The sequence below is a fragment of the Variovorax sp. UC74_104 genome (assembly GCF_044055375.1).
GTDB lineage: Bacteria > Pseudomonadota > Gammaproteobacteria > Burkholderiales > Burkholderiaceae_C > Variovorax.
Map to the genome: position 1 here is coordinate 3,485,194 of NZ_CP171978.1, position 12,017 is coordinate 3,497,210.

At 67.5% G+C, this 12,017-nt stretch carries 18 protein-coding genes; all 18 read right to left on the reverse strand.

Features of this window, described 5'->3' with window-relative positions; all coding sequences use genetic code 11:
* Window positions 1–1,185, reverse strand: a complete 1,185-nt coding sequence (locus ACHMXA_RS16315; RefSeq protein ID WP_395315807.1) for a phage tail sheath protein — start codon at window positions 1,183–1,185, stop codon at window positions 1–3.
* 34 nt (window positions 1,186–1,219) lie between these two features.
* On the reverse strand, window positions 1,220–1,894 hold the full coding sequence (locus ACHMXA_RS16320; protein WP_395315808.1) for a hypothetical protein: 675 nt from the start codon (window positions 1,892–1,894) through the stop codon (window positions 1,220–1,222).
* A gap of 16 nt (window positions 1,895–1,910) precedes the next feature.
* Window positions 1,911–3,110: a hypothetical protein gene (locus ACHMXA_RS16325; RefSeq protein ID WP_395315809.1), complete on the reverse strand. Its 1,200-nt coding sequence runs from the start codon at window positions 3,108–3,110 to the stop codon at window positions 1,911–1,913.
* Window positions 3,110–3,688, reverse strand: a complete 579-nt coding sequence (locus ACHMXA_RS16330; protein WP_395315810.1) for a phage tail protein I — start codon at window positions 3,686–3,688, stop codon at window positions 3,110–3,112. Before ACHMXA_RS16330 ends, ACHMXA_RS16325 begins: the two co-directional genes overlap by 1 nt.
* Window positions 3,681–4,565: a baseplate J/gp47 family protein gene (locus ACHMXA_RS16335; protein ID WP_395315811.1), complete on the reverse strand. Its 885-nt coding sequence runs from the start codon at window positions 4,563–4,565 to the stop codon at window positions 3,681–3,683. Before ACHMXA_RS16335 ends, ACHMXA_RS16330 begins: the two co-directional genes overlap by 8 nt.
* Window positions 4,562–4,924 carry a GPW/gp25 family protein gene (locus tag ACHMXA_RS16340; protein ID WP_369658388.1) on the reverse strand — a complete coding sequence of 121 codons (363 nt, stop codon included), beginning with the start codon at window positions 4,922–4,924 and terminating at the stop codon, window positions 4,562–4,564. Before ACHMXA_RS16340 ends, ACHMXA_RS16335 begins: the two co-directional genes overlap by 4 nt.
* The gene (locus ACHMXA_RS16345; protein WP_395315812.1) at window positions 4,921–5,658 is read right to left on the reverse strand and encodes a phage baseplate assembly protein V; all 738 of its coding nucleotides are present in this window, start codon (window positions 5,656–5,658) and stop codon (window positions 4,921–4,923) included. The genes ACHMXA_RS16340 and ACHMXA_RS16345 overlap by 4 nt, the downstream gene beginning before the upstream one ends.
* Before the next feature lie 76 nt (window positions 5,659–5,734).
* Complete coding sequence (locus ACHMXA_RS16350) at window positions 5,735–6,187, reverse strand: phage virion morphogenesis protein (protein ID WP_395315813.1); 453 nt, start codon at window positions 6,185–6,187, stop codon at window positions 5,735–5,737.
* A 1-nt stretch (window position 6,188) separates the two neighbouring features.
* Complete coding sequence (locus ACHMXA_RS16355) at window positions 6,189–6,701, reverse strand: phage tail protein (protein WP_395315814.1); 513 nt, start codon at window positions 6,699–6,701, stop codon at window positions 6,189–6,191.
* Entirely contained in the window at window positions 6,685–7,230 is a 546-nt protein-coding gene (locus ACHMXA_RS16360) for a hypothetical protein (protein WP_395315815.1), read from the reverse strand. Before ACHMXA_RS16360 ends, ACHMXA_RS16355 begins: the two co-directional genes overlap by 17 nt.
* On the reverse strand, window positions 7,227–7,802 hold the full coding sequence (locus ACHMXA_RS16365) for a lysozyme (RefSeq protein ID WP_395315816.1): 576 nt from the start codon (window positions 7,800–7,802) through the stop codon (window positions 7,227–7,229). Before ACHMXA_RS16365 ends, ACHMXA_RS16360 begins: the two co-directional genes overlap by 4 nt.
* Window positions 7,795–8,103 carry a hypothetical protein gene (locus tag ACHMXA_RS16370; RefSeq protein WP_395315817.1) on the reverse strand — a complete coding sequence of 103 codons (309 nt, stop codon included), beginning with the start codon at window positions 8,101–8,103 and terminating at the stop codon, window positions 7,795–7,797. The genes ACHMXA_RS16365 and ACHMXA_RS16370 overlap by 8 nt, the downstream gene beginning before the upstream one ends.
* Complete coding sequence (locus ACHMXA_RS16375; protein WP_395315818.1) at window positions 8,100–8,516, reverse strand: hypothetical protein; 417 nt, start codon at window positions 8,514–8,516, stop codon at window positions 8,100–8,102. Before ACHMXA_RS16375 ends, ACHMXA_RS16370 begins: the two co-directional genes overlap by 4 nt.
* Window positions 8,517–8,520: 4 nt before the next feature.
* Window positions 8,521–8,724 carry a tail protein X gene (locus tag ACHMXA_RS16380; RefSeq protein WP_097199076.1) on the reverse strand — a complete coding sequence of 68 codons (204 nt, stop codon included), beginning with the start codon at window positions 8,722–8,724 and terminating at the stop codon, window positions 8,521–8,523.
* Complete coding sequence (locus ACHMXA_RS16385; protein WP_395315819.1) at window positions 8,724–9,194, reverse strand: head completion/stabilization protein; 471 nt, start codon at window positions 9,192–9,194, stop codon at window positions 8,724–8,726. The genes ACHMXA_RS16380 and ACHMXA_RS16385 overlap by 1 nt, the downstream gene beginning before the upstream one ends.
* A gap of 106 nt (window positions 9,195–9,300) precedes the next feature.
* Window positions 9,301–10,011: a phage terminase small subunit gene (gene gpM / locus ACHMXA_RS16390; protein WP_395315820.1), complete on the reverse strand. Its 711-nt coding sequence runs from the start codon at window positions 10,009–10,011 to the stop codon at window positions 9,301–9,303.
* A gap of 5 nt (window positions 10,012–10,016) precedes the next feature.
* Window positions 10,017–11,024, reverse strand: coding sequence for a phage major capsid protein, P2 family (locus tag ACHMXA_RS16395; RefSeq protein ID WP_395315821.1), 1,008 nt, complete (start codon window positions 11,022–11,024; stop codon window positions 10,017–10,019).
* A 52-nt stretch (window positions 11,025–11,076) separates the two neighbouring features.
* A complete protein-coding gene (locus ACHMXA_RS16400) occupies window positions 11,077–11,928 on the reverse strand; it encodes a GPO family capsid scaffolding protein (RefSeq protein ID WP_395315822.1) in 852 nt (283 codons plus the stop codon).
* Between the last annotated feature and the right edge of the window lie 89 nt (window positions 11,929–12,017).

The window sequence follows — 12,017 nt, forward strand, 5'->3', positions numbered from 1 at the left end:
TCAGGCAGCCTTGGCGACCTGCTCGGCGAAGTTCTCGTAGTAGCGGCCCGTGATTCGCTGGCGGAACATCAGGTTCTCCAGCGGCGCGCAGGGCGTGAAGTCGTAGTCGAGGATCAGGTTCCCGCTCTTGAGCTCGTCGGCGGTGTTGACGTCGCCGTCAACGGCCCAGGCGCTGCCGCCCACGAGGTAGCCCGAGCGGGTCAGGAAGCGGAACTTGCTGTTGACGCCCTCGAGGATGTCTTTCACCAGGCCGGGCAGCAGCGGCTTGTCGTTGGCCCACATGTGGGCCTCGGCGATGGTGTCGGCCAGCACTTGCGCCGTGCGCGTGGCGGACTCGAAGGCGAAGAGCGGGTCGTCGCTGCAGGTGCGCGAACCCCAGAAGCGGTAGCCGTCGCGGTTGATCAGCGTGGTCACATCGCCGGCGTTGAGCACGCCCGCGTCGGTGGCCGGATCCTGCAGATCCCAATAGATGTCCTGGCTGATGCCCGTGACGCCGTCGACCGCGACGTTCGAAAGCGTCTTGTGCCAGCCGATCTCGTTGTCGATCTTCGCGCGCAGGCCGAGCGCAAACGCGACAGCAGGCGCGCGTGCGTTGGCCTTGGTAACCGTGTCCCACGCGAGGAAGTCCGGGTGGATCACCATCAGCTCGCGCGCGCCGAACTGCTGGCGGTATGCCGTGGCTTCCTCGACCGTCTCGCAGCCCCAGGCGTTGACGTAGGCGAAGGCGCGCAGGCTCTTGGCAATCGTGGACAGTGCGGTGGCAACGGGTTGCGTGTCGAGTCCAGGGCAGCCGAGGATGCGCGGCTTGATGCCGAGCTTGGCCTGCGCCGTCAGCAGGGCCTTCATGCCGGTGCGCTGGCCGCTGGGCAGCACCGTGCCGATGACGTTGCTGGTGGTGGCGGCTTCATCGGCGCCGGGCTCGACGCGGACCACGACCGTGATGGGCCGGGCCAGAGCCGCGATGTACTCGAGCGTCTTCTTGAGCGTACCGGTCGTGCCGGCCTTGCCCATGGCGTTGTAGACGTTCGTCACGAGGACGGGCGTGTTCAGCGGGAAGGTGGCCGGGTCGGCGTCCGGCGCGGTTGCGACCAGGCCGATGATCGACGTGTTGATCACGCGGATGGGGCGCGTGCCTTCGTTGATCTCGAAGACGCGCACGCCGTGGTGGTACTCGGTTGTTGCCATGTGATGCTCCTGTGAAGTTTCGGATTCGATGCGGTCAGTCGGCCGCAGGCGATTCGTTGGACGCGTCGGCCTGCTCTTCAGCGGGCGTTTCGGTGGACGGGACGGCGGGCGCCATGAGCGGTGGAATCGTGAGAGCCGGGAGCAAGCCGGTCAGCGTCGCCTGGTTGGGCTCGCTGGCAAGGCCGGCTTTCACGCGCTCGAGGATCTCGTAGCAGGTGGCCCAGACAGCCGACCGCCACGCGCGGAGCGCTCGGCCTTCGTTCTGGAACTTGGGAACGGCGGGCTCGTCGGCGTAGGTGGTCGCGGTCTTGATGTCGTCGTAGCCGAGCGAGCGCGCCATGGCGTCCATGTACTCCTGCACGTGGGCCCGCAGCGCGGCCTGGCGCTCTTCGGACGTGGGCGCGGGCGCCGGAGGCGGAGGCGGTGGCGGCGGCGGCGGGGGCGGGGGCGGGGGCGGGGGCGGGGGCGTCGCCGGGATCTCGGGCTGTGGAGCGGAAGGGATCGCCTCCAAGGCCCACTTGCCGCGCACCATGCGCGCCTTCATGCCGTTGGGGGCGTTGGGTGGTGCCGACTCGGTCGCCAGCGCGGAATTGAGCAATGCATAGACGGCCTTGCCGGTGCGCTCGGTTTCGACGGGGTCGAGCGGGTGCACAGATTCGCCGATGAAGAACCCGGAATCGGGGTCGATCAGGTACATGGTCTTGGTCATGACGTGCGGTCCCGCTTCAGTAGCTCACCCATGCCGGGAACGCGACGTTGCGCGGGCGTGCTTCCGAGCCGTCCGCGTTGATCGAGATACCCGTCGCGCTGTTGTTTAGGTAGATGCCGGTCTTTCTCGTATCGATGCCGACGTTGTGCGCGTGTGCCCCGTCCCAGTTGATGGCTCGGGGCGAGTCGATGCTGAAGTCCGAGTAGTTCGACGTGCCGCGATCCGAGTCGGCAGCCTGCGCCGGCACGTTCATGCCGTGGTTGTGCGAGCCCGCAGAGTCGGTCCACCCGCCGTGCAAGTGGCCGGGGTCGTTGACATAGTGGCCGTGCGCCGGGTCCGTGACACCGTGGGTGTGGGTGTTGTTGGCAGCCGCTTCAGCCGAACGTAGGACGCGCGACGCGTTGATGCCCCGCCCGTTGTCCAGGCAGCGGATGAACTCGCCTCGAAGTTCCACGAGCGAGAACGTGCCGGTGCCCGACAGCCCCAGCCGCGCGACCAGATCGGGGTAGTTGGACTGGTTGTAGGAAACGTCGGCACGGATCGGCAGATAGCCCGGAATGCTCGACGGGTTGTCGTAGCTGTAGAGCACCATGCCCGGCTGATGCCACGGCGCGCGCACGTAGGCGGTGCCGTTCCAGACCATCTGCCGGATGTGCGGCGTCTGGACCGTGATGACTGGTCCGATGTTCACGGCGGGGACGTTGTTGATTGGCCCACGGAAGGCGTATATCGAGTGCGGATCCGGGTCGGTCAAATGAGCGTTCCACTGTGCGAGTACTTCAGTGTCGGTCGCATATAGCGGATGCGGATTCGAATCGCCGATGTGCGCAGCCAGATCGGCATCCGTTGCGTACTGCGGATGCGGGTTCGCCTTGGCTTCGTGCACGGCCATGGTGTCGCCGAGTGCGGTGTTGAGCTCGGCGGCGGTATGGCCCCACCGCGTCCACTTCGTGGCGTCGGTGCCGGGCGGGATGTTGAGGCTGTCAGCCACGCTCTTCCACGTGACGCCGCCGTAGCTGACGTAGGCGACGTTCGCCGGATAGCTGAAAGCGTGATCCCATGGCGTGACGTTGCGCACCCGCTGGTAGCGCGTGCGATTCGCCAGCTCGCGCGGGGGACGGTTGTCGATGCCGGAAGGACCGCCCAGGACCGGGTCATCTTCTTCCAGCTGGTAGACGCCGGTCTCCCACTGATCGGTTTCGTTGAGGTTTGCCATCAGGCGCTTCCGTGGTTGTAGGCACCGTCGCGTCGCGTGGCGCCGTTGTGGCTGTTCGCGACCGTGGCGTACCGCAGCGCGACCAGGTGGCAGCGCGCGGGGGCAACGGACGGCAGGAGCTTGCGCAGCCTGTCGGCCTGCGCATTGGTGATCGGGCGTTCCAGCGCCACCATGTAGGTCGCCCACGAAGTGGCGAGCGAGGCGTGCGGATAGACGCCATCGCGGCGGATCGTTCCGTTGTGGGTGCGACCGCCGACGCGCTCGATGATGTCTACCTCGCCGAAGCCCAGCGAGCGGATCAACAGGCGGATCGCCCAGGGCGTGCCCTTGTGGCGGTGGATCTCGATGCTGTTGAGGATCAGCGCGCGCTTGGCGTCGTCGGATTTCGCGTCCTGCCAGGCCTCGACCGACAGCGTCCACGAGAGCCACGGCAGCAGCGGTGACAGGCAGCGCATGGCCGTCCACAGGTGCCGCAGGCCATCGGTGTTCAGCTCCAGCGGCGAAGCGCCGGCGAGCGCGAGTTCCAGCGGGGTGCGGTTGGGCGGCAGCAGGCGCTGCGAGGGGGTGAGGCTAGCCACTGACCACCTCCTCGAGCACGTTGATCGCGGTGACGCGCACCCACTGGGTCTTCGAGGACAGCATGTCCGCCGGCGGCATCGTGATCTCGACGCGGTCCACGCCTGGCTGATGCAGTGCGGCATCGATGCCGGAATGCGGCAACCCCTTGCCCAGCTTGCGGATCTTCAGGAGCCACTTGTCCAGCGCGATCTTTCCGTTTGCCAGCGCCACCTCGCCCGCAGGCCCCTCGTACCGGTAGACCTTCGCGGTGATGACCGTCTCCAGAATCTCCGGCCCTTGCACGGGCACGCTGTCGCACAGCGGGCGGATCTTCTCGTCGTTGAGCGCGGCGCCCACAGTGACGAGCAGTGCCTCGGACGGAACGCCGCTCGGGGCGGTGGATAGCACCGTCACGCGCACGGTGCCGGGGATCGGGCTGTCGATGCCCACGTCCGCGACCTGCGCGCTGGCGCTGAGTGCGTGGAAGCGGTAGCTGTCCACGGGCCCGGCGGTGGTGATGCCTTCGGGCGCGAGCTGGATGCGTTCGCGGAAGCGCTCGTCGTCTTCGTAGACAGCCTCCACCGGCGGCACGGCGGTCGGGTCGGCGGGCGTAACGACCAGGCGGAAGACCTTGTAGTTCGCACCGAGGTTGTCGAGGTCCGTGCCCGTGGCGTAAGCCAACATGCAGGCCTTGGCCGCGTCGTTGATACGCTGGCGCATCAGCAGCTCCTGATACGCCATCTCCTCGAGCAGCTTGTAGGCCGGGTCGGATTCGAGGACAAGGCCGTAGTCCGGGTAGCGCTCCTGGAACGAGGCAAGGCGCGCGGCGAGGATCACCTCGAAGTCGAGCACCTCGATCACGGCCGGCGCCGGCAGCAGCGACATGTCCATGCTCATGCGGCGGCTCCGATCTGAACCGGAACGCGCATCGAGAGCACGCTGCGGCGCTGGCCCGGCGGGCTGTAGATGCCCTGCAGATCTAGCACCACCTGGCCGGCGGTCTCGGTGCCGAAGATTTGCACGCGCGACAGGCGCAGGCGCGGTTCCCACTTCATGAGCGCGCCGGCCGTGGCCGCGTACAGGCGCACGCGGGTGGCGCCGTTGTCCGGGTGGTCGATCAGCTCGGGCCAGAGGCTGCCGTAGGCGCGGCGCATGACGCGGGCACCCAGCGGCGTGGTGAGGATGTCGGCGATGCTCTGGCGCAGGTGCTCGATGCCGTCGAGCGCCTTGCCGGTGACGCGGTTCATGCCGCTCATGGCACCGCACCGCCTGCGGTCCGGCCGCCGGCGTCCTGCTCGATGTGGCCGTGGCCCTGCACGCTGATGCTGCCGGCCACGATGTCGCCGCCGTCGGTGGTGAGGCCGTGGCCGTTGATGAACTCCATGTCGCCGTCGATCTGGGCCGTCTTGCCACCGGGCCCGGTGCCGGAGCCGGCCATGCCGGCGGTGTAGGTGAGCAGGCCCTGCACGACCAGCTGGCCCGTCACGATGTTCATCGGCGCGTCGAGGGTGATCTCCTGCGAGTGAACTTTCGCAGTCTCGCTGGCGGTTACGTCGGCCGTCTTGCACTGCACGGTGATCGAGTCCGGCACGGTGATATCGGCTGTGCCGCCGCCGGGCAGAGTGACCTTCAGCGCGCTCGCGTTGTGGTCGTATTCGAAGACCGCGCCATCCGGGTAGGTGGTGCGCTCGACGTCGAGGCTGTTGCCGTTGGCGGGCACGCCGTCGCTGAAGATGCCCACGAGCACGAAGCCCGAGGCCATGTCGCCACCGGGCGAAAGCACCATGCACTGCTCGCCGACAAAGGGAGGGGACCAGTGCCGCACGTTGCCGGCTCGGCGCGCAAACCATGGCAGCCAGTTCGTCTCAAGGCCGCCCGTCTTGACGCGGCATTTGTAGCCCGGCTCGTCGACCGCCGAGACCGTGCCAGCACGCACGAGGTTCTCGATCAGGCGCTGCAGTTCGAACGGGGACGGGGTCTTTCCAGACATGCCGTCGATGGTGCCGACCGTGCGCGCGCGACGCACTTCATATCGGTTGTGCGAGTGCGATCTACAACCGAAAGATTCAGGCCGCGAGGTGCTGCAGCAGCAGATCCTTGATCAGCTCGCGGTCGGCGTCAGTGATGCCGAGCAGGCCGCGCGCCGGGTACTGGTAGGTCGGCCCGCCGGGCTGCACCAGGTCGCGCAGGCCTTCGTGGTGCACGCGGGCGATGCGCGCTGTGCGGCCGAAGAAGCCCACGGCGACGCCGTCATCCTCTGCCTCGACGCGCAGATGGCGCGCGGCGCGCAGCTTCTCGAACATGGTGCGTCGGATGCTGCCCTTCTGCAAGCGTGCGTTCGTTGTCTTGCGAGGCTCGTAGGCGCTGCCATCCGGGTTGCGCTGCGATGCGATCCGCGCCGCCTGTTCGCGGCGCAGCGCATGGCCGATCTTGCGGGCCAGCGCGCGGCGCTTGGGCGCGGTGAGCTGGGACAGCAGAGGCGTCGCCCAGTCCTCGAGTGCGCGCAGATCGTCGAGCACCTCAGAACTCCGTGGCCGGGAAGTCCCAGGCGGCGAGCTGCTGGCCTTCGAAGAAGACCACGATGCGCTCGGCCTGTGTGATGGTGCCGAGGTGTGCCGGCTCGGCCGCGTGCGTCACGTCGTAGCGCTTGACCGTCTCCGGCGACGTGGGGTCGGGCCCGGGCTTGACGATCACGCGCTCGGTCAGGTCGATCTCGATGGACAGATCCATCGTTTCCTTGTTGAGGTATTCGGCCTCGAAGCGCAGGCTCTTCTCCCGGAGATCCGGGCTCTCGAAGATCTCGACCTGATTGGTGCGCAGCCATGCCAGCAGCGGCACGAAGACCGCGTCCGCGTGGCTGCTGTAGTCGAGCACCACGAGCTTCAGCGTGTAGCGGTAGACGAACGACAGCGAGGCCGCTGCAGCGGCGACGATCCGCCCGTTGGTGATGAAGATGGTGAGCTTGTCCGGGTCGTTCCGCAGCTCGGGCGTCGCGGCCGACAGGTGCGCGCGCAGGCTATGGGGTTTGAGCACTGGCGCTCCCGGCCCGGGTCAGGGCGTTGATTCGCTCGCGGACTTCGTTGTAACGGTCGATGCAGGCGTTGAGGTCGAAGATGGCCTCGTCTCCGTCGCCGGCGATTCCTGCCACAGCTGCCGCAAACGCTGGGTCAAGTTCGGCTCGCGCTTGTGCAGGCTCGCCGGCAGTGGTGGCACCTGCAGGCCCGCCTGCAGGACAGGCGGCGATGCGGGCGGGGACTGACACCCGCACACCACCAGTGCGAAGCTTGTGCTCCAGAAGAGCTTTTTCCCCTTGAACACGTTGGATCTCCTTTGCATGCGCCGCATCGCGCGCGGCGAGGTTCTCGGTCATCTGCCATTGCGCGGATAGGGTGCGCGTGAAGGCGTCGACGGCGGCGCGGGCATTCGCGGTGCGCTCGGCCTGCCACTCCAGCCGCACGGCGTTTCCGCTGGACTTGCCGGCCAGGTGCCAGATCAGCCCTGACCACGCCGCGCAGACAGCGACCGCGAGCAGGTAGGGCAAGACCTTCAGCAGCCAGCTCATGGGAACTTCGCCAGCGCCGCCGCGATGGCCGGCTTGGGGGCCGAGCCGAGGAACAGCAGGCGCTCGGCTTCGCGGCGGCGCTGCAGGCCCTTCAGCACCGTGCCTCCCGACATGTTCCAGCGCGGGAACTGAGCTGCGGCGCCGGCCGTGTCGCCCGCATTGAGCAGGCGCACGAGCGTGGACTTCGCGAGCGCGTCGGCCCCGGCGTTGTAGAAGATCGAAACGAGCGCATCGAACTGCCGCTGGGAGACGGCCACCGAGACCGTGCGCCGCACCGCAGGCTCGAATTCGCCGGACATGCGGCGCGCGTAGCGTTGGTCGGCCTCGGCCTGCGTGATGGTCAGGCCGGGCACGACGTCGGGCCCGGTGTCGCCCCAGCCGATGGTCCAGGGCTTGCCGCTGAGCCGCGCGAAGGCCGCCGGCACCGTGGTGATGCGGTAGGGGTCGATGCGGGCCGCGCTCAGCGCCTTGAAGAGTGGCGAGCCCGGGTCGGGGTAGGCGAGCAGCCTGCACTGCTCGAAGTAGTGGGCCACCTCGTGGCCGTCCGCGCCCATACGCAGCTGCTCATTCATGGCGGATCTGCCGGCCCACGTCCCGACCGTGCAGGCGGTTGTTCTGCCCAGGGAAGAGACGGTTGATGGCGAAGCCCAGCTCCGAGATCGCGGCGAGCGCGACGGCCAGCAGCAGCCAGGGGTGCTCGCGCTGGCCGAGGAACGCCGCCCATCCGAAGTAGCCGCACAGCAGCGACAGCGCGGCGATCTTGACCCTGCGGGCCTTGCCGCGCAGTGGTGCGTCGTGGATGTCGGGCGCCGTGTGCACGGCGAACTGCAGTAGCGCGGCCAGGCCGAGCAGCACGGCGAGTAGCCACATCATGGTTTGCTCCTTTCGTCGGTGGGCGGCGCGAAGTCGGTGCCTCCGGGCGCGCGGGCCGAGTGATCGCGCCCTCGTATGGCATCGAGCAGGCGCACGGCGAAGCCGAGCGGGTCGTTGCGCATGGCACCGCCCACGGACCGCAGGCCCATCCAGATGTCCTCGCTGACCACTGCGCAGGCGCCGACGATGGCAAGGCGCAGCGTCTCGGACGCCACGAAGCCCTCGATGCCCAGGCCGACGAAGACCGCGACCGACACGCCGGTGAGCAGGGCGCGCAGGAAGCCGCCCCAGCCGCCGTGGCGCTTCTCGACGACACCCTGCGCAAGGCCGGCGAAGAGGCCCACAAGGGCGCTCGAAACGATGATCCCCAGCGTCTGGGGTTCGGTGAAGAGCTTCTTGAGCCAGTCTTGCATGTCTTCAGTCCCAGAGCTGCACGGTGCGGCGCGTCGTCGTGCTGGCGGGTTCGGCCAGCTCGACCAGCAGGCCGGCCGGCAGGATGGGCCCGCGATCAGCGAGCCCGGGGTTGAGGAGGAGGGTGGCTTCCACCACGCCCTGCGTGCGCTGCAGGTAGCGCCAGCACAGCAGGTCGACGGTGTCGTTCTGTTGGGTGCGGACTTGCATCAGATGAGCTCGACCGTGGTTCGGCGGATGCCGAGGAAGTCGGAGATCGCCCAGCGCACGTCGCGGCGCAGATCGTCGGCGCGCAGCTCCAGCTTGTCGGCGGCCTTGTCGCCGGCGCCCGTGGTGTCGTAGTCGCGGTAGCGCTCGACGAGATCAGCCTGCACCGCGCTGTAGACGGCGCGCAGGTACAGCGCCAGCTGCGCGCTCTTGCCGTCGATCTTCGGCGCGGGCACGTCCTCGAGCTTCTCGTGGCCGAGCACGAGCTGCGCGCTCTTGTACAGCGCCAGCTCGGCGTTGACGCTGAGCACGGCCTGAACGGCGCTGTGGCGCAGCCGGTCGGGCGTCACCGTGCCGTCGAGCCGTGCCGTCGTGCGCAGCTTCGCCAGGTCGATGTCGGGAAACCAGCCGTCGTTCGCCAGCGCAGTCTCTGCGCCGGCGGCCGGAGTGGGTGGGTTTCCGAGGAAGTTCATGGCGAAGGGTGAAAAGGTCGGCGGTGGTCGGGCTTTATCCGTGGGCAGGCCGGTCAAGGTGCTTCAGGAATCAGCCCGAGCCGCCGGGGTCCGGGGTCGGACTCGGTTACGGCGCGGGGGGCGTCTCCGGCTTGTTGAGCCGGCGCTCCAGGCGCTCGATGTCTTTTTTCACGCCCACCTGTTCGAACAGGGCGAGGGCGCGCTGCAGGTGCTCCAGCGCCAGGCGCGCTTCGTCGATGGAGACCTTGTCGAAGTCCACATCCGCCGAGCCGGCCTTGCCGATGACGGCGAAGCCGAAGGCCTTGTGCAGCTTGGCGCGGGCCTGATCGGGGGCGTCGAGATCCTTGGTGCCGAAAAGGATCAGCGGCAGCAGCTGACGCGCATCGTTGCGGCCCATCTTCCCGGTGAGTGCGGCGGTGGCGAACTCGTCGATCAGGATCGTGCCGAGGTTCCGGTCGTACTGGTCGGGCGGCGCGAGGTCGTGCGTCACGGCGTACTGCGCGATTTCGATGGCGCGGTGGTAGTTGCCGGCGTCGATGTGCCACACGAGCACGGTGGTCAGCACCTGATCCTGCGCGCCGGTGCCGCCGGCCAGGGCGCCATCGATCCACGCGTCGTAGACAGGCAGGAAGGCGCGCTTCGCCTCGATCTTGCGCTCGACGGACTGGATGTCCTTGAGCGCACGGCGGTGCTCGGCGAGCTGCGCGAGCATGAGCTGGTAGGCGCTGCCCTGCAGCTCGCCGCCTGCCGGCGCCGTGGCCGACGCAATCATGGCGAGCTTGGTCTGCAGATGGCGCTGAGCGGGCGTCTGGCGCATGGTGATCAGTCCTGAACCTCGATGTTCTCCACCAGTGCCGTCAGGCCGTAGTCCTCGATCACGAAGGCATCGTTGCTCGACTCGTAGTTCTCGATGCGGTTGCGCTTCGGGTTGTCCATCACGTTGCGGCGGCGTGCCGACTCCTGCCAGTAGATCGACAGGTTGTCCAGGCGCGTGATGAGAACCTTGTTCGCGGGGAAGTAGGGCACCGTGATGCCCGGCAGGCTGCCCAGGCGCCGCTGGCTGCGCACGATGTCGGCGGCGAGGATCTCGGTGGGGGCGGTCGGGTCGTTGACCAGCGGGAACAGCTTGTCGTGCATCAGGTCACGGCCGACGATGGCGACCAGGCCGCCGTCGTCGCGATACCAGGGATCGAGCAGCGTCTTCGTGGCGTCGAACACGAGCGCGTCGAGGTTCTTGTAGTCGCCACCGGCGCCGACCGTGACCTTGCCGTTGACGGCGCCGTGATCCATCACGCGCGACGGGGCGTCCGTCTTGATGTGCTTGAGCCAGCCGATGTTCACGTCCTGCAGCTTGGGGTTTGCCACAAGGTCGGTCGTGACCGCGATGCTCTCGCCGTTGAAGCCGATCAGCACGCGGTCCAGCGCCTGGCGCTTGATGATCACGTCGCGCACGCGGGTCTGGAAGTCGGGGAACTTCGCCCACGCATCGAGCGTGGCGTACTTGATGTACGTGTCGTAGTTCGTCTGGGCGCACTCGTAGCCTTGGTTGTCGAGCGTCTCGACCGAGCGGGGCGAGCGGTCCGTCACATCCGTGTTGGTGCGGCTCGCGATGGGACCGCTGACGCCAAGGCCGAGCTTCTCGCCCTTGAGTTCCTTCACCCCGATGATGTTGATCGAACTCAGGAACTCGCTCGACTCCTGCATCTTCGTCTCCAGCGTCTGCTGCACGCTCGGGGCGACGGCGAACACCTCGTTGGCGCTGGGCACGCCGCTGAGCGCGCTGAGTCGGCTCAGCCACTGGTTGAAGACGAGGCGGGTATCTTTTTGCATGAATGGCTCCGGGTGATGCGAAAGGGCTGGGGCGTGTTGAGAGGAGGGCGGATCAGCAGTCGGTTTCCTGCTGGTTCGGCTTGCCGCCGGTGGCCGGCGGGCGCTTCGAGTGCTTGTCGGCGTCGGTCGTGTCGATGGTTTCGAACTTCGACTTCAGGTCGTTGTGCTCGGCCTCCAGCGCGTTGAACTTCTTCTGCAGGGCGGCAAGATCCTTGGAGGTCGTGCTGCCTTGCTCGACCGACGCTTGCAGCGTCTCGCCGAGATCGTCGAGCGCGCCCATCAGTTCGGCGGCCGTGGCGTCGTTGCGCTTCGACTGGGAGGCGAACTTCTTCGAGAACGAATCGCGCCAGCTCTTGACCTTCGCGAGCACTCCCTTGTCGTCTTCTTCGTCATCCTCGAATTCGAGGGTGACCTCGACGGCCTCGGAGAAGAGGTTGTCAGGCGCCTGCTTCTTCCCCTTGAAGGGGTTGCTGTCGGGGTTCTTGGCGGCAAAGCTCAGGATGTCGGTGCCCAGGCTGGCAGGGCTGTCGGTGATGCCCAGGCCGACCAGATAGGCCTGCCCGGTGTCGCCGAACTTCGGGTTCACCTCCATGCTGGTGTAGATCTTCTGGCGTTCCTTTGCCAGCTTGATCAGGTCGGGCGTCGGGTCCAGCTGCGCGAAGAGCCCCAGCTTCTTCTGGCCGTCGAGGGTGATCTCCTCGGCCTTCAGCGCTGTCACGTCGCCGTAGGCCTTGAAGGGGCTGTCGGGCAGGGTGCCGCGAATGTGCTCGAGCCAGATGCGCGCGCCGTACTTCGCGGGGTCGAAGTTGGCGGCCATCTGCTGCAGCCATGTGCGCTCGATGGTGCGACCGTCGGTGGTGGCGCCTTCGACGGCGACGCGAAAGAACTTGGACTTCTGGGCCATGGTGGTGTGCGGGTAGGTTGACGAGTGATGGCGCTGATGGTCGGCGGACCACGCGCGAGGCTCAACGCAATTCGGTTGTGTATTCGCGG

Excerpts from the sequence above, each read along its gene's own strand:
- ACHMXA_RS16315 (WP_395315807.1), bottom strand. The coding sequence starts at position 1,185 with ATGGCAACAACCGAGTACCACCACGGCGTGCGCGTCTTCGAGATCAAC.
- ACHMXA_RS16320 (WP_395315808.1), bottom strand. The coding sequence starts at position 1,894 with ATGACCAAGACCATGTACCTGATCGACCCCGATTCCGGGTTCTTCATC.
- ACHMXA_RS16325 (WP_395315809.1), bottom strand. The coding sequence starts at position 3,110 with ATGGCAAACCTCAACGAAACCGATCAGTGGGAGACCGGCGTCTACCAG.
- ACHMXA_RS16335 (WP_395315811.1), bottom strand. The coding sequence starts at position 4,565 with ATGAGCATGGACATGTCGCTGCTGCCGGCGCCGGCCGTGATCGAGGTG.
- ACHMXA_RS16340 (WP_369658388.1), bottom strand. The coding sequence starts at position 4,924 with ATGAGCGGCATGAACCGCGTCACCGGCAAGGCGCTCGACGGCATCGAG.
- ACHMXA_RS16345 (WP_395315812.1), bottom strand. The coding sequence starts at position 5,658 with ATGTCTGGAAAGACCCCGTCCCCGTTCGAACTGCAGCGCCTGATCGAG.
- ACHMXA_RS16360 (WP_395315815.1), bottom strand. The coding sequence starts at position 7,230 with ATGAGCTGGCTGCTGAAGGTCTTGCCCTACCTGCTCGCGGTCGCTGTC.
- ACHMXA_RS16365 (WP_395315816.1), bottom strand. The coding sequence starts at position 7,802 with ATGAATGAGCAGCTGCGTATGGGCGCGGACGGCCACGAGGTGGCCCAC.
- ACHMXA_RS16370 (WP_395315817.1), bottom strand. The coding sequence starts at position 8,103 with ATGATGTGGCTACTCGCCGTGCTGCTCGGCCTGGCCGCGCTACTGCAG.
- ACHMXA_RS16375 (WP_395315818.1), bottom strand. The coding sequence starts at position 8,516 with ATGCAAGACTGGCTCAAGAAGCTCTTCACCGAACCCCAGACGCTGGGG.
- ACHMXA_RS16380 (WP_097199076.1), bottom strand. The coding sequence starts at position 8,724 with ATGCAAGTCCGCACCCAACAGAACGACACCGTCGACCTGCTGTGCTGG.
- ACHMXA_RS16385 (WP_395315819.1), bottom strand. The coding sequence starts at position 9,194 with ATGAACTTCCTCGGAAACCCACCCACTCCGGCCGCCGGCGCAGAGACT.
- gpM (WP_395315820.1), bottom strand. The coding sequence starts at position 10,011 with ATGCGCCAGACGCCCGCTCAGCGCCATCTGCAGACCAAGCTCGCCATG.
- ACHMXA_RS16395 (WP_395315821.1), bottom strand. The coding sequence starts at position 11,024 with ATGCAAAAAGATACCCGCCTCGTCTTCAACCAGTGGCTGAGCCGACTC.
- ACHMXA_RS16400 (WP_395315822.1), bottom strand. The coding sequence starts at position 11,928 with ATGGCCCAGAAGTCCAAGTTCTTTCGCGTCGCCGTCGAAGGCGCCACC.